Source organism: Flavobacterium sp. IB48, from assembly GCF_016405855.1.
In the GTDB taxonomy this organism is placed as follows: Bacteria; Bacteroidota; Bacteroidia; order Flavobacteriales; family Flavobacteriaceae; genus Flavobacterium; species Flavobacterium ginsengisoli.
In genome coordinates, this window is record NZ_JAEFCA010000002.1 from 238,963 (window position 1) to 255,770 (window position 16,808).

At 33.6% G+C, this 16,808-nt stretch carries 13 protein-coding genes; 6 read left to right on the top strand and 7 right to left on the bottom strand.

From position 1 onward, the window contains the following. Nucleotides 1–60: 60 nt before the first annotated feature. From JC605_RS08230 to JC605_RS08240, 3 genes are all read right to left on the bottom strand, one after another. A complete protein-coding gene (locus tag JC605_RS08230; protein ID WP_198855743.1) occupies nucleotides 61–405 on the bottom strand; it encodes a hypothetical protein in 345 nt (114 codons plus the stop codon). Between the two features lie 67 nt (nucleotides 406–472). Further along, the gene (locus JC605_RS08235) at nucleotides 473–1,327 is read right to left on the bottom strand and encodes a hypothetical protein (protein WP_198855744.1); all 855 of its coding nucleotides are present in this window, start codon (nucleotides 1,325–1,327) and stop codon (nucleotides 473–475) included. Nucleotides 1,328–1,357: 30 nt separating this feature from the next. Next, on the bottom strand, nucleotides 1,358–1,963 hold the full coding sequence (locus JC605_RS08240) for a thioredoxin fold domain-containing protein (protein WP_198855745.1): 606 nt from the start codon (nucleotides 1,961–1,963) through the stop codon (nucleotides 1,358–1,360). Between the two features lie 455 nt (nucleotides 1,964–2,418). On the opposite strand from JC605_RS08240, the gene JC605_RS08245 reads away from it, so the two are divergent. The 5 genes from JC605_RS08245 (at nucleotide 2,419) to JC605_RS08265 (ending at nucleotide 10,132) form a co-directional block, all read left to right on the top strand. After that, the gene (locus tag JC605_RS08245; RefSeq protein ID WP_198855746.1) at nucleotides 2,419–3,477 is read left to right on the top strand and encodes an efflux RND transporter periplasmic adaptor subunit; all 1,059 of its coding nucleotides are present in this window, start codon (nucleotides 2,419–2,421) and stop codon (nucleotides 3,475–3,477) included. A gap of 115 nt (nucleotides 3,478–3,592) precedes the next feature. Continuing rightward, on the top strand, nucleotides 3,593–6,691 hold the full coding sequence (locus tag JC605_RS08250; protein ID WP_198855747.1) for an efflux RND transporter permease subunit: 3,099 nt from the start codon (nucleotides 3,593–3,595) through the stop codon (nucleotides 6,689–6,691). 37 nt (nucleotides 6,692–6,728) lie between these two features. Then, nucleotides 6,729–8,039 (top strand): TolC family protein, encoded by a 1,311-nt coding sequence (locus tag JC605_RS08255; RefSeq protein WP_198855748.1) that lies wholly within the window; start codon nucleotides 6,729–6,731, stop codon nucleotides 8,037–8,039. A 234-nt stretch (nucleotides 8,040–8,273) separates the two neighbouring features. Further along, a complete protein-coding gene (locus tag JC605_RS08260; protein ID WP_198855749.1) occupies nucleotides 8,274–9,137 on the top strand; it encodes a bestrophin family protein in 864 nt (287 codons plus the stop codon). A gap of 71 nt (nucleotides 9,138–9,208) precedes the next feature. Further along, nucleotides 9,209–10,132, top strand: a complete 924-nt coding sequence (locus tag JC605_RS08265) for an AraC family transcriptional regulator (protein ID WP_198855750.1) — start codon at nucleotides 9,209–9,211, stop codon at nucleotides 10,130–10,132. Between the two features lie 114 nt (nucleotides 10,133–10,246). On the opposite strand, the gene JC605_RS08270 is transcribed toward JC605_RS08265, so the two are convergent. The 3 genes from JC605_RS08270 to JC605_RS08280 form a co-directional block, all read right to left on the bottom strand. Next, on the bottom strand, nucleotides 10,247–10,621 hold the full coding sequence (locus JC605_RS08270) for a DUF779 domain-containing protein (protein ID WP_198855751.1): 375 nt from the start codon (nucleotides 10,619–10,621) through the stop codon (nucleotides 10,247–10,249). Between the two features lie 67 nt (nucleotides 10,622–10,688). After that, nucleotides 10,689–11,723: an alcohol dehydrogenase AdhP gene (adhP, locus tag JC605_RS08275; protein WP_198855752.1), complete on the bottom strand. Its 1,035-nt coding sequence runs from the start codon at nucleotides 11,721–11,723 to the stop codon at nucleotides 10,689–10,691. 62 nt (nucleotides 11,724–11,785) lie between these two features. Beyond that, on the bottom strand, nucleotides 11,786–13,291 hold the full coding sequence (locus JC605_RS08280) for an aldehyde dehydrogenase family protein (RefSeq protein WP_198855753.1): 1,506 nt from the start codon (nucleotides 13,289–13,291) through the stop codon (nucleotides 11,786–11,788). Nucleotides 13,292–13,565: 274 nt separating this feature from the next. On the opposite strand from JC605_RS08280, the gene pheT reads away from it, so the two are divergent. Next, nucleotides 13,566–15,986, top strand: a complete 2,421-nt coding sequence (gene pheT / locus JC605_RS08285) for a phenylalanine--tRNA ligase subunit beta (protein ID WP_198855754.1) — start codon at nucleotides 13,566–13,568, stop codon at nucleotides 15,984–15,986. A 221-nt stretch (nucleotides 15,987–16,207) separates the two neighbouring features. Here the strand turns inward: pheT and JC605_RS08290 are convergent, their stop codons facing one another. After that, nucleotides 16,208–16,720, bottom strand: coding sequence for an adenine phosphoribosyltransferase (locus JC605_RS08290; protein WP_198855755.1), 513 nt, complete (start codon nucleotides 16,718–16,720; stop codon nucleotides 16,208–16,210). Nucleotides 16,721–16,808: the final 88 nt, after the last annotated feature.

Here is a 16,808-nt window from a genome sequence, read left to right on the forward strand (position 1 = left end):
TTTACAATTAAATTAATCTACAGTTCAATTAAGTATATAGAATGAATCCTTAAACAATTCTCAATTTAATTCTATCTCCAAAACAAGCAGAATATTTCTGATTTTACGAAAAACCGTTTCTAATTCATTTTCCAACCAATCTGGAATCTGATTGTTAACAGCGAGATTAAGATTATGAATGTCAGTCATAATCTGTATTAGTTTTTTATATTGAAAATCAAGATCGTAAACATGAGAATTACCTCTATAGTTTTTAAAAATTTCTCTTACTTCTATTTCAAATTCAGATTGAGCGCCAATTTTTTCGATTGAATTTAATGTAATGCTTTCATTCAAAAAATCATCAATAATTTTTTTTAGATTATGCAGCGTAGGAACTGCAGTTGGTAAATCATACTTAAACATATAACAGGCTTAAAAAATTAATATTACTTTGGGGGCTGGTTCCGGTTCTAATCGGAAATTAATTTTTCTAACTTCTGGTGTTTGTAGATTTTACATGAATATCATTAACTAAATCATCAATTTTCTTGGCACTTTCTCTCATCATTTCAAGATAAGTAAGCAATTTGTCATTGTCTGTATGCCCTTTTGAAACATCAATAAGTTTTAAAACTGAATTTACAGGTAGCTTTAAGTCTAAAGTTGTTCTATGTATAAAATCGTTATAATCTTTTGTAGCTGACATTGAACTGTATTTTGCTGAAGCTAACTTCATATTTTCCAGCTCATATTCATCTGAAATTTTTGAGATATGATTTTCACTGTGTTCTTTAAAATAATACGCCCAATATCCGTTCATAAAAAATACTACAGCTGCTAAAACGGTATGAATAATTAAGGTTTCGAGATCAAAATTTACCTGCGAAAAATAAACCTGAAGTCCGTTGGCATCATTATAAATATAATTTTGCAAATAAGCCAATCCCGCGTGATGCAAGACAACCAGTAAAGTAAGCGGTATTTGAAGTCTCCAATTCTGGTAAATAATCAAGATTGTACTTGCAATGAACACAGTAAAATGCATTTCGAACATTCCGTGCATTTGGTAAATGTATTGTGCCATAAAAATAGCCAGAACTACAGACAAAACATATTGATAAAATTTGGAGTTTTTCATGAAAAATTTTGCTGAGTAATACATCAAAAGATTCAGTGTTCCGACTCCAACGCCAATTTCGAAAGTATCGTATTTAAAAGACAATCCGATACCGAGAAGAAAATATACCGCAAGTACATAATTAATAATTGTATCTGATTTTTGTGTCATTGTAGACATAAAACTGTGCAGATAATCTTGTTCGTTTAAGCTAGCTTTTGTTTTCATGGGAATTTAGATTTAGGTTTTTGGAAATAGTTATTTAGTACATTTTGGTAATGAGCATCCGTAAGCTCTAAGAGCTAAAGCATTAAAAGATGGGTTGTGGTTGTCTTTTCTGCCAAGAAGAGAATCTATCGCCATTTGGGCATAATTACTTTTAGTATCTGTACAATATCTAGTTTTATTGTAATTGCCTCTGTAATATAAATTGTGCGACTGATCTAGCAAAACGGCCTGAGGTGTAGAGAAAACACCACATTTTTTAGCAATTGCTTCATCAAAGTAAACGGGAATCTTAGCATCAAACTTTTGTTGAATCTCATCAATCGTAAAATTTTTCTGTTTGTTTAAAACAACAATTTTAAAATTGATCTGATCTCCGTATTTTTTAATCAAAGCACTTACATGAGGCACGTTGAATCGCGAACATGGACATTCGGGATTGAAAAAATGTATAAAGATGGGTCTATTGTCAAATGCACAGCATGGTCCTAAATCAATTTTTGATCCCATGGCAATAGCGTGATAATTCTTTGGTATTGGAGTCGGCAAACTGTATTTAAACTCGTTCTGCCAAAACAAATAACCAATTGAAAGAAGTAAAAATGCGAACCATAAAGTTAGAAGTAATTTTTTCTTCATATAAATCATTTTTTTATTATTTAAACAACAAAGAATAAACACTTGTTAATATAACATCTAGCTATATTCTGTAAAAAACCAAAAAAAACAACTTCTACTTACATTTTTTAACAGTAATACTATATAAAACTTATAGCAATTCTGAAAAATCCGATCATTTTGTTTAACGTATCAATGTTACAAATAAAATCGATAAAGTGCAAAAAAAATCAGACAAAAAGCTTATTTTTTTTCTAAGGCAAGAAACAATGTGTTTTCCCAACAGAAACCTTGTAATTTTTTTGAAAAAAAATTTAACCTTCAATTAAACCTTTTGCCCCAACTGTAGTCTAAATGCAAACCTTTGTACATACAAATGTTAAATAAAAGCCAACAGCTTTCGATTTCGCACCAAAAAGTTAAATTTGTAAGCTTACTAAAAACACAAACCTAAAATCTATATTCACTTCAATTTTATGAAAGTAAAACACCTCATTTACACCCTTTTAATTATTACAATTGGAGGTTTTATTACCTATAGAATTATTTCTAATAAGGGTAAAAACGACGACTCCAAAAAATTCAACGACAAAAAATCTCCAACAACTGTTAATGGAATCGTAATAAAAACAACCACTTTTGACAATAATCTTGCATTATCAGGATCTATTGAAGCAAATGAGCAAATTGAAATTCATAGTGAGGTTTCAGGAATTGTGGAAGGAATATTCTTTAACGAAGGCGCCAATGTATCAAAAGGACAAGTGCTTTTAAAAGTAAACGATATCGAACTAAAAGCACAATTAAGACAGGCTATAACTAGAGAAGAATTAGCTGCCGAAAATGCAAGAAGAGCAAAATTATTGCTTCAAAAAGAAGCAATTAGTCAGGAAGAAGCAGACGTTGCCAAAGCCGATCTTGCTTCTGCTCAAGCGCAAAGCCAATTAATTAGAGCGCAAATTTCTAAAACTTCTGTAAGAGCTCCTTTTTCAGGAAAAATTGGTTTACGTAATATTTCTCCAGGAACTTACATCACTCCTACTGTTTTAGTAGCAAAATTGGTTAATACCAATAAACTAAAAATCACTTTTTCTATTCCAGAAAAATATGCTTCAGAAGTAAAATCAGGATCGGTAATCGATTTTAAAGTTTCTGGTTCAGATAAAACATACAATGCAAAAATTTATGCCATCGAACCAGAAGTTGCCGTTGCTACACGTACACTTCAAATTCGTGCTTTGGCTGATAATACCGATGGAAAACTTTTCCCTGGAACTTTTGCCGATATTAAATTGCCTTTAAACATTATTAAAGATGCTATTGTAGTTCCTTCTCAAGCGATTATTCCAATTCAAGACGGTAAAAAAGTCTTTATTGCCAATAACGGACAAGCAAAAGAAGTAATGGTTGATGCAACAACAAGAACAGATTCTTCTATTTTAATTTTATCAGGATTAAAACCGGGAGACACTTTGATTACAAGCGGTGTTATGTCTTTAAAAGACGAAGCTCCAATTAAAGTTCAAGTAAAATAGTTCTAAAGCCAAAAGTCAAAAGTCGAAAGACTTGAATATAGATTTAAAGATGGTAGTCAAGATTTAGCAATAAATCTGAAATCTAAAATCAACAATCTAAAATCTAAAATCACACATGAGTTTATCAACTACAAGTATAAAAAGACCTGTTTTAACCATAGTACTGAATTTACTAATTATTTTATTCGGTTTTATTGGTTATACTTTTTTAGGAGTTAGAGAATTTCCTTCTATTGACCCTGCACAGGTATCTATTCGTACCAATTATACAGGTGCCAATTCTGATATTATTGAATCTCAAATTACAGAACCGCTTGAGAAAGCCGTAAATGCGATTGATGGAATTCGAAATATTACTTCATCCAGTAACCAAGGAAGCAGTACCATTACAATCGAGTTTAATTTAGATAAGGATTTAGAGGAAGCGGCTAATGATGTTCGAGACAAAGTTTCGCAGGCAATTAGAAATCTTCCACAAGATATAGATGCCCCACCAGTTGTTTCTAAAGCCGATGCAGATAGCGAATCTATTATTTCGATGACGGTTCAAAGTGATAGCAGAAGCTCTTTAGAATTAAGCGATTATGCCGAAAATGTTATTTCTCAACGTTTGGAAACCATTCCAGGCGTAAGTGGCGTGCAAATTTGGGGGCAAAAACGCTATGCAATGCGTCTATGGATAGATCCTGTAAAACTAAATGCTTATAAGTGTACAGTTGCCGATGTGAGAAATGCATTAAATGCTCAGAACGTCGAACTTCCATCTGGTAAATTAACAGGGAACAATACCGAATTAACTGTAAAGACGGTTGGAAATCTTTCTAAACCAGAAGAATTCAACAATATTATCATTCGCACAGATGGCGATAAAATCGTAAGGCTTAGTGATGTAGGCGGTGCCGAATTAGGTCCGGAGAATATAGAGACTTCTTTGATGTCTTCTGGGCTTCCAATGATTGGAATGGCTATTGTTCCAATGCCAGGAGCCAATTATCTGGATATTTCAGCTGAATTCTACAAAAAATTTGAAGCCTTAAAAAAAGATTTACCTAAAGACATTAAACTTAATATTGCGCTTGATAACACGCAATTTGTAAAGAAATCTGTATTGGAGGTTGCCGAAACTTTAGGAATATCAATCGTTCTGGTAATTATTATTATCTATTTGTTTTTTAGAGACTGGGCAATTGCTTTCAGACCATTAATTGATATTCCCGTATCGTTAATTGCTACATTCTTCATTATGTGGCTTTTTGGTTTCTCAATAAATGTACTAACACTTCTTGCTATTGTGCTTGCAACAGGACTTGTTGTGGATGACGGAATTGTTGTAACTGAAAATATTTTCAAAAAGGTCGAAGAAGGAATGTCTCCAATCGAAGCAGCCATTAAAGGTTCTAATGAAATCTTTTACGCTGTTATATCCATTTCTGTCACTTTAGCAGCGGTATTTTTACCAGTAATTTTCTTAGAAGGTTTTGTTGGCCGACTCTTTAGAGAATTTGGAGTTGTTATTGGAGCCGCGGTATTAATTTCAGCCTTTGTTTCCTTGACTTTAACACCAATGTTAAATGCCTATTTAATGAAAGGCGGCGAACAAAAGAAGTCAAAATTCTATATTAAAACTGAGCCATTTTTTGAAAAAATGAACAGCAGTTATGCTGAATCACTAACAAAATTCATGGACAAAAAATGGATCAGCTTTCCTATTTTAATTGCTTGTTTTGGAATTATTTATTTATTCTTTACGATTCTTCCAAAAGAAACAGCGCCTTATGATGACAGAAGTTCTGTTACCATGCGTATGACCACGCCAGAGGGTTCTTCTTATGATTATACTTATCGTTTTATGCAAGAAATTTCAAAACTTGTTGACGATTCAATCCCTGAAAAAAAAGTTAGTTTAGTAATTACTGCTGGAGGTTCTGGAGGTTCTGCAACCAACTCAGGTTTTGTGAGACTGTCATTAAAAGAACCAGACGAAAGAACCAGATCTCAAAAAGAAATTGCAGACAAACTAAGCAAATGGACAAAAAGATATCCTGATGCTAAAATAGCGGTAATTCAGCAGCCTACAATTGCCGTTAACAGACGTGGAGGTTTACCAATACAATACATTATTCAGGCTCCAAACTTTGATAAGTTAAGAGAAAAAATTCCTGTTTTTATGAATGAAGTAGCCAAAAGCGATGTCTTTTCTACAACAGATGTAAACCTGAAATTTAACAAACCAGAAGTCAATGTTACCATTGACCGCGCTAAAGCAGAAAGTTTAGGAATTTCAATTCTTGACATAGCACAAACTTTACAGCTTTCTTTAAGCGGACAGCGTTTTGGCTATTTTATCAAAAATGGAAAACAATATCAGGTAATTGGACAGTTTGACCAAAAAGACAGATCTAAACCTTTGGATTTGACTTCTATGTTTGTAAAAAACAAAAATGGTGAATTGATTCAGATGGATAACGTAGTAAACGTTTACGAGCAAAGTAATCCACCGCAATTATATCACAACAATAGATACATGTCTGCAACTGTTTCGGCTGGTTTGGCACCTGGAAAAAGTATGGGTGACGGAATTGATGAAATGAATAGAATAAAAGCTAAAGTTTTAGACGAAAGCTTCACAACAGATTTAGCTGGAGAATCACGAGATTTCGTAGAAAGTAGTTCTAATACTTCTTTTGCTTTCGGATTGGCTTTATTATTAATCTTCTTGATTCTAGCGGCACAGTTTGAAAGTTTTATAGATCCGTTTATTATTATTTTGACAGTTCCAATGGCTGTAGCGGGAGCTTTATTCTCATTATGGCTATTCAATCAGTCGTGGAATATTTTCAGTCAGATTGGTACGGTAATGCTAATTGGTCTGGTAACCAAAAACGGTATTTTGATTGTAGAATTTGCCAATCAGTTACGAGAACAAGGAAAACCAAAATTAGAAGCTATTTTAGAAGCTTCAGAAGCGCGTTTACGTCCAATTTTAATGACAAGTTTAGCCATTGCTTTAGGAGCACTTCCAATTGCACTTTCTCTTGGAGCGGCATCGACTAGTAGAATTGGTATGGGAGTTGTAATTGTGGGAGGAACGATCTTTTCATTGGCTTTAACGCTTTTTGTAATTCCTGCAATTTATTTTATGTGGTCAAGAGCAAGAAAGCATTATCCAGAATTTGACCATATTGACGAATACGAAAGAGAAAGCATTAAATAAAAACCAGAAATATACTTTCTGGTTAAAGAAAACGAATATGAATATCAAAAAAATATATTGTACAGTACTTATCCTGCTTTTTTGTTCAATTCAGGCAAAGGCACAGGAAGTTCTTACTATTGAACAAGCTATGACCATAGCTTTGGAAAATAATTTTGAGATTAAAATTGCCAAAAACAATTCCAAAATAAACGAAACAAACGTTACTATTGGAAATGCGGGAATGTTGCCAACTGCAACGGCAAGTATTACAGACAATAACAACCTTACAAATTCGACACAAGTACGTCAGGATGGTACATCAACTACATTGAACAATGCTAAAAACAACAGTTTAAATTACGGCGTTAGTTTAGGCTGGACTGTTTTTGATGGAATGAAAATGTTTGCCAAATTGGACCAGTTAAAAGAGCTTCAAAAACTGGGCGATGCAGAACTTAAAAGAACGATTTTGCTTAAAATTGCTCAAGTAAACTCTGCTTATTACGATTTGGTTCAGCAACAGCAACAGCTTTCGGCATTAGACACCACAATTGTAATTTCGAACCAGCGTCTGACTTTGGCTAAAAACCGTTTTAGTATCGGGAAGGCTTCAAAATTAGAAGTTTTAAATGCACAAGTTGACTTAAATTCTGATCAAGTGGCTTTGCTAAGACAAAAAGAAACGTATGCCAATAGCAAAATTTTATTGAACCAATATTTAGCGCGTGACCCAAAAATTGACTTCAAGGTTACAGATGAAGTAAAAGTGGACAATAAATTGATTTTAGCAGATTTAATGGATTTGGCTCAGAAACAAAATCCAGGTTTAGAAGCGCAGGTTATCAATAAACGTATAGCCGAATTACAGCTCAAACAAGTAAAAGCAGACCGTTATCCCACTTTAAGATTAACTTCTGGATATAATTTCTCTGAAAGCCAATCCAGTTTAGGTTTTACCAGCGAAACTTCTTCAAAGGGTTTAAATTATGGTTTTAATGCTTCTATGAATATTTTTGATGGTTTTAATCAGCATAGAAATGAAAAAGTAGCCAAATTACAGATAGAGAATTCGCAAATTGCAATAAAACAGCAAAATACGATTTTAAATACGCAATTAAGCACTGCTTTTCAAACGTATTTAACCAATTTGGAATTGATTGGTTTAGAAGAAAACAATGAAGCTATTGCCAGACAGAATTTAGAAATCACATTAGACAAATTTAAAATCGGAACCATTACAACACTCGATTTTAGAACTGCTCAGTTAAATTATGTCAATGCAAAAGTGCGTTACAGCAATGCACAATACGAAGCAAAATTATCTGAAATTGCCTTAAAAGAATTAGCAGGAAATATCAACTTTTAATTTTCCTTTTAAAAATCAAATATGATCTGCCGAATCTGCTAAATCTGCGAGCTATTTTTCTCTCGCAGATTTAGCAGATTTGGCAGATTTTTTTTAATGTTAGCAAACATTTTTATAGAAAAAATACTGTTTGTATAGTCTCAAATCATCTATATTTATTCGTGCTGAATATTTTTCTATTTTACACACAGCAGAATATTTTTTTCATTTAAATTTGTTTCAAAACATACTTTAATGATTACATACAATACCAAAGACTGGTTCACCTTTATTTTCCATTTTCATAAATCGGATACCGTTCGAAAACTGTTTACGATTATGATTGCAATTGGAATATACGCCACTATTGTATGTTATCTTGAACTTCAGTATTTTAAGGTAACCAAAAACGATTATATTTATAACATTCCGATGATGCACGGAATGCTTGGATTTGTGATTTCGCTTTTGCTTGTTTTTAGAACCAATACCGCTTATGACAGATGGTGGGAAGGCCGAAAACTTTGGGGCGGACTTGTAAATAACAGCCGTAATCTAGCTATTAAACTTTCAGCAATTTTAAAAGATGAGAATGATAGAAAGTTTTTTAGAAAATTTATTCCGATGTATGCTGAAATTCTGAATATCCATTTAAAAGACGAAGAAACCAGCAAACAGCTTTTTGAAGATGTTGATTTGGAAATTGATCATCACAAACACAAACCGAACCAGTTAAAAAGAATAATGTATCATAAAATCAACGATTTGTATGATGCTGGAAAAATATCTGGCGATCAGCTTATTACCATAAATGAAGAATTAGTCGCTTTTACAGATATCTGTGGAGCTTGTGAGCGTATCAAAAACACACCTATTCCCTACTCTTACAGTGCTTTTATAAAGAAATTCATCTTCTTTTACACGATGACACTTCCATTTGGCTATTCTGTTAGTTTAGGATATTTAGTTGCGCCTGTGGTGGTTTTTATCTTTTATGTATTGGCAAGTTTAGAGTTGATTGCGGAAGAAATCGAAGATCCATTTGGAAATGACGAAAATGATCTACCAACAAGAAAAATTTCTGAAAACATCAAAAAACACGTTGAAGAACTGATTTAACAAAACGTTAAATCTGCCGTTTATATTCTTATTTTCATTAAATTTAAAGTCTTCACCAAAAAATAAATTTAATGAACAACCAACGATTTTTAGTCAATCCGCTCCAATTATCGCAAGAAAAATCATTAAAGACTCTTGTCGAAAATAGAACTATTTACAATTTGAATCATTGTGAATTAAATTTGTTTGAAACCTACGAATCGACTAAAATGGTTCCGTTAAAATTTAACGATTTAGTGGTGACCAGCATGCTTAGAGGCAAAAAAGTAATGCATCTTTTTGATGATCCTGAATTTGAATATCTGCCTGGGGAAACAGTAATTGTTCCTTCAAACGTAGAAATGAAAATTGACTTTCCGGAAGCCTCCAAAAGCAATCCGACTCAATGTCTGGCATTGGCTATTGATCAATCTAAGATTCTAGAAATCTTAAACTTCTTAAATGAACAATATCCGAAAGAAGGAAATAACATGTACTGGCAATTAAACTATCAGAATTATTTCTTTTACAATAATGTCGAAATGGCTGCGACGATTAATAAGCTCATTAAAGAATGTATGAGCACATCGATCACCAAAGATATTTTTGCCGATCTGACTTTAAAAGAATTATTGATCAGAATTATTCAAACGCAGACTGTAAAATCTCTTAATGAGGGAAAATTTCTTGAAAACAATAATCCAATTACAGAGGTTACAGAATATATCAAACAGAATTTAAAGGAGAATATAAGTTTAAAATCGTTAAGCGAAAAAGCTTGTATGAGCACCACTTCTTTCTACCGTTTCTTTAAACGCGAACTCGGAATGAGTCCAATTGAGTATATTTTGAATGAAAAAATAAAATGTGCCAAAAACTTATTGAAGAATCCAAGCTTACAAATCAACGAGGTTTGTTATTTAGCTGGTTTCGAAGATGCCAACTACTTCATCAGATTATTCAAAAAATATGAGGGAATAACACCAAAGCAGTATCAGTTATTGTATATTAATTAAAGGTGCTAAGGTTCTAAGTTACTAAGATTCTAAGTTTTTCAACTTGAAACTTCAAACCTGAAACTTCAAACCTGAAACTTCAAACCTGAAACCTGAAACCTGAAACCTCAAAACTCATTCAATTCTTGTAATCGGTTCTAAATCCTTCTCTTCTTCTGGAGTGAAAATTCTATATTCTATTTGAAAAGTCTTTTTTAATGGAGTTTCTAAAGAAAAACCTCCTACTCCAAATGCGTCAATTACAGTAAGAGTAAAGTGAGCATGTTTCCAGTATTCAAATAAATCTTTGTCTACCCAAAATTCAACATCTTCAACTTTACCAATACAAACATCTCCAGTTCTCTGATAATAAGCTCCTTTTTCAAAACACTGCGGCTGTGTGCCTTCACAACATCCTCCAGCCTGATAAAACATTAAATCACCGTGTTTTTCTTTTAGAACATTAATCAGTTCGACTGCTTTTTCTGTGGCATCAATTCGTTTAATCATCGCTATAAAAATTAAAAAAAAGCAGTAAACTCAATTAAGATTTTACTGCTTTAACATAACCAACTATTTAGGACTGTGCTATATCTAACACAATTCTTCCTTCTATTTCACCTTTTTTCATTTTATCAAAAACGGTGTTTACATCTTCTAGTTTTGAAGTTGTTACTGTTGCTTTGACTTTGCCATCAACAGCAAATTCAATTGCTTCCTTCATATCTTTTCGAGTTCCTACAATAGATCCTCTAATGGTGATTCTATTTAAAACGGTATCGAAAATAGACAAATCAAAATTGCCTGGAGGAAGTCCGTTTAATGCCATTGTACCTTTTCTTCTCAATGTTTCAAGCCCTTGTTTGAAAGCAATTGGAGAAACTGCGGTAACCAATGCCCCATGCACACCACCAACTTCTTTCTTTAAGAATTCTCCAGGATTTTGATTTTTAGCATTCACAACCAAATCGGCACCTAATTTTTTTGCCAGTTCCAATTTATCATCTCCAATATCAATTGCCGCCACATTCATTCCCATAGCTTTTGCATATTGCACAGCAACGTGCCCTAAACCTCCAATTCCAGAAATTGCTACCCACTCGCCAGGTTTCACCTCAGTTTCTTTTAATCCTTTATAAACTGTAACGCCAGCGCATAAAATTGGAGCCATTTCTATAAAATTCACATTTGAAGGTAAAATTCCAACATATCTGGCATCTGCAATTACATACTCTGCAAATCCGCCATCTACACTGTAACCGCCATTCTGCTGACTTTCGCATAAAGTTTCCCAACCTGTAATACAGTGGTCGCAGCCTCCGCAGGCACTGTAAAGCCAAGGCACGCCAACAGCGTCTCCCTCTTTTACGTTTTTTACGTCCTGTCCGACTGCAACAACGTAACCAACAGCTTCATGTCCTGGAATTAAAGGCATTTTAGGTTTAACTGGCCAATCCCCATCTACAGCATGTAAATCGGTGTGGCACACTCCACTTGCAATTACTTTTACAAGAATTTCATTTCTACCTGGGCGTTTTACTTCAACTTCTTCAATTTGTAGAAGAGAACCAAATTCTCTAACGACCGCAGCTTTCATTGTTTTTGGAAGCATAATTCTATGGTTTTAAGAGAATAGAAAACTTTTTAGCTTTCTATTCTCAAGTTTATATTCTCTTAGAAGAAACCTAATTTCTTTTTATCGTAAGAAATCAGCATGTTTTTGGTTTGGCGATACTGGCTCAACATCATTTTATGATTTTCACGGCCAATTCCAGATTGTTTATAACCTCCAAATGGAGCTCCTGCAGGATAAGAATGGTATTGATTAATCCAAACACGACCAGACTGAATCGCTCTTGGAACCTGATAAATTTCATGCGCATCACGTGTCCAAACTCCTGCGCCTAAACCATACATGGTATCATTTGCAATTTCGATCGCTTCTTCGGTAGTTTTAAAAGTCGTAACTGCCAAAACTGGCCCGAAAATTTCTTCTTGAAAAATTCTCATTTTGTTGTGACCTTTAAATAAAGTCGGTTTGATGTAATAACCACCTTCTAAATCGCCACCCAATTTATTTTCATCACCTCCAGTCAATAATTCTGCTCCTTCTTCTTTTCCTAATTTGATATAAGACATGATTTTTTCTTTCTGAACAATCGAAGTCTGAGCTCCAATCATAGTAGATTTATCTAACGGATTTCCAGCAATAATGGCTTCCGTTCTCTCAATTACTTTTTTGATAAACTTGTCGTAAATATCCTCATGAATTAATAATCTAGACGGACAAGTACAAATTTCACCTTGATTTAAAGCAAATAATACAGCACCTTCTACGGCTTTGTCGAAGAAATCATCATCGTGATCTGCTACAGAAGGAAAGAAAATATTTGGAGATTTTCCGCCCAATTCTAATGTAACCGGAATAATATTTTCTGTCGCATACTGCATTACCAAACGTCCTGTTGTTGTAGAACCCGTAAATGCAGCTTTCGATACCTTTTTATTGGTTACTAACGGACGGCCTAATTCGGCACCAAATCCGTTTACAATATTCAGAACTCCAGGAGGAAGAATATCTCCAATCAATTCCATTAAAACCATAATAGATATTGGCGTACTTTCTGCTGGTTTCAAAACAATTGTATTTCCTGCGGCAAGAGCTGGAGCAATTTTCCAGACTGCCATTAAAATTGGAAAATTCCACGGAATAATCTGCGCCACAACCCCTAAAGGTTCGCTTAACGCAATAGAAACCGTCTGCGAATCCAATTCTGCTATCGAACTTTCTTCTGCACGAATAACTCCAGCAAAATATCTAAAGTGATCAATTGCCAACGGAATATCTGCGGCAAGTGTTTCGCGAATTGGTTTTCCGTTGTCTACTGTTTCAACTGCAGCGATATATTCTAAATTGTCTTCAATTTTTTGTGCAATCTTATTTAGCAAAATACTCCTTTCGGTTACAGAAGTTTTTCCCCAAGTTTTAAATGCTTCATAAGCAGTATCTACAGCCAATTCGAGATCTTCTTTTCCAGAATGTGCTGCTTTTGTAAATACTTTTCCATCAATTGGAGAAACTACATCAAAGTATTCTCCTTTAATTGGCGCTACAAATTTTCCACCAATATAGTTATCGTATTTTGCCTTAAATTCAGGTCTTTTTACTGCGGTGCTCATAATATTCTTTTTTTGATTTACTCCAAATTTAGTTTCATAAAAAGAAACAGAATAGCATTATTCATTCATCTTGTAGCACAAAAATTACACATTCGATTTTTTTAGTCTTTTATAATAATCATTTATCAAAATTTTAATCTATAAATTGCTAAATAATTAGTAAGCAGCATTTTTACGTCATTTAAAAACAACTAGAAAAAACTACTCAATTTTTTCCTACTCCAATGCGCAATCCTTATATTTGTAACCTCATACAAAGAATTAAAGAACTACAATGAAAATATCTTACAACTGGTTAAAACAATTTATTAAAACAGATTGGACATCTGAGCAGACTTCTGAATTACTAACAGATTTAGGTTTAGAGGTTGAAGTTGTCGAAAAATACGAATCAATAAAAGGAGGTTTAGCAGGCGTTGTTGTTGGACACGTTCTAACATGCGAAAAACATCCTGATGCTGATAGATTGAAAGTTACCACCGTTAATATTGGTTTAGAAGCTCCTGTACAAATTGTTTGCGGTGCTGCAAATGTGGCTGCAGGACAAAAAGTGCCTGTTGCAACAATTGGAACTGTTCTATACGATAAAGATGGTGCAGAATTTACCATTAAAAAAGGAAAAATCCGCGGACAGGAAAGTCACGGAATGATCTGTGCTGAAGACGAATTAGGTTTAGGTACAAGCCATGACGGAATTATGGTTTTGGCTGAGGATTTAGTTCCCGGAACTCCTGCTTCTGAAGTTTTTCAAATTGCAAATGATGAAGTTTTCGAAATTGGATTGACACCTAACCGTGCCGATGCCATGAGCCATTTTGGAACTGCACGCGATTTAAGAGCGGGAATGCTGCAGCGTGGCGTAAACGTAGAATTGATTACACCTTCTGTAAGCAACTTTAGAGTTGACATGCGTACGCTAAAAATTGATGTAAATGTTGAAGATACTCATTTAGCTCCAAGATATTGTGGTGTAACTATTTCTGGAATTTCTGTACATGAATCTCCAAGCTGGTTACAAGACCGTTTAAAAGCTATCGGATTAACTCCAAAAAATAATATTGTTGACGTTACTAATTATGTATTACATGAATTAGGACAGCCTTTACATGCTTTTGACGCAGCAAAAATCAACGGAAAAGTGATTGTAAAAACAGTTGCAGAGGGAACTAAATTTGTTACTCTTGATGACGTTGAAAGAACACTTCACAAAGAAGATTTAATGATTTGCGACGAAAAAGGCCCGCTTTGTATTGCAGGTGTTTTTGGCGGTAAAAAATCTGGCGTTTCTGAAGGAACTACTTCTATTTTCTTAGAAAGTGCTTATTTTGATCCAGTAAGCATTCGTAAAACAGCAAAAAGACATCAATTAAGCACCGATGCTTCTTTTAGATTTGAAAGAGGAATTGATCCAACTATTACAGAATATGCTTTAAAACGTGCGGCACTTTTAATTCAGGAAGTTGCTGGCGGAAAAATCACTTCTGATGTTGTAGAAGTTTATCCTAAAAAAGTAGAAGATTTTTCTGTTTTATTGAATTTTAGCCATGTTTCTAAAATTATCGGACAGGAAATTCCAAAAGATACAATTAAAAAAATCTTGGTTTCTTTAGATATTAAAGTGAACAGCGTTTCTGATACTGGTTTAGGCTTAACGATTCCTGCATATCGTGTAGACGTTCAGCGTGAAATTGATGTAATCGAAGAAATCTTGAGAGTCTACGGTTACAACAACATTAATTTCTCTAAGAAATTTAATGCTACAGTAGCGAATTCACCAAGAACAGAAGATTATAAAGTACAAAACGTAATTGCTTCTCAGTTAAATTCGCAAGGTTTCCACGAAATGATGGCTAACTCATTGACAACTGCAGCTTACGCGAAATTATCTGCTTCATTAAAAGAAGAACATAATGTTTCGATGTTGAATCCGTTGAGTAGCGATTTAGCGACACTTCGCCAGTCTTTATTGTTTTCTGGATTAGAGGCTGTTTCTTATAACATTAATAGAAAAAATTCGGATTTAAAATTATTTGAATTCGGAAAAACATATCACAAATATTTAAACGGATATGAAGAGCATAAACACCTTTCTTTATTAGTTTCTGGAAACCGAAACAAAGAAAGCTGGACAAGCGCGCAGAAAACGACAGATTTCTTCTTATTGAAAGGATATGTAAAAGCGATTTTATCTCGTTTAGGAATTGAAAAAATTGGTAATGCTCCTGTTCAATCAGATGTTTATTCTGAAGGAACTGCGATTACTTACAATAACGATATTTTAGTTGAAATGGGTGTGGTTAAAAAACCTATTTTAAAGCATTTTGGTATCAAACAAGACGTCTATTATGCAGATTTCAACTGGGATTTGGTTTTAAAAATCATCACAGGAAAAATTAAGTATACTGAAATTCCTAAATATCCAGAAGTTCGTAGAGATTTGGCTTTATTAATCGATGAAAAAACAACTTATGAAAGCATTTTCAATCTAGCAAAACAGACAGAAAAAACACTTTTAAAAGACATTAATCTATTTGATGTTTATCAAGGAAATAAATTGCCAGAAGGAAAAAAATCGTATGCTTTAAGTTTTACTATTCAAGATAATACTAAAACATTAACTGATGCTCAAATCGATAAAATCATGTCTAAATTACAACAGACTTTCGAAACTGAACTAGGTGCAACCTTAAGATAATTTCTTTCTCAATTTTAAAACAATAAAACCCGACAATGATCTTGTCGGGTTTTCTTTTCGTTTCAAGTTTGAAGCCCAAAGTTTATGAAAAAAAAGCTCTAAAACCACGTTATTTAATTTCAATTTCTTATTTAATGCTTAAGGATATAATCTCTAGTCTTCTCTTCTTAAACGCAAAGTAAAAGCATGAATCGTCTATTATACCATATATTTTATCTCCATTAATAAGTTAATGCAGCAAAAACGGGATATTCTTTTATTTTTTCTCTTCCGTTAAGAAAAGTCAGCTCCATTAAGAAATTACATTGTACAATTTCGCCGCCGAGTTTTTCTACTAATTCACAAACTGCTTTTGCAGTTCCTCCAGTAGCCAACACATCATCGTGAATTAAAACGCGATCTCCTTTTTTAATAGCATCTATATGCATTTCCAAACTATCAGAACCATATTCTAACTCATAAGAAGCAGAAATCGTATCAAACGGAAGCTTTTTTGGTTTTCTTACGGGAACAAATCCGGCATTTAACTCTTGCGCCAATAACATTCCGAAGAAAAAACCACGAGATTCGGCACCAACTACCTTATCTATTTTTTCTCCATTTAGTGAGTCGAGCAAAATTCTAAGACAATTTGTTCGCGCTTCTGGATTAATTAGTAAAGGTGTGATATCTTTAAATAAAATTCCTTCTTTCGGAAAACCCTGAATATCACGTATATAATTTTCGAACTGCATTTTTTTTTATTTTTATGTTATTTTTTCCTTGTTTATCTCACATTTATGTCTATCTTTGCACCCGCAATAAGCAATCAACAAAGCTACA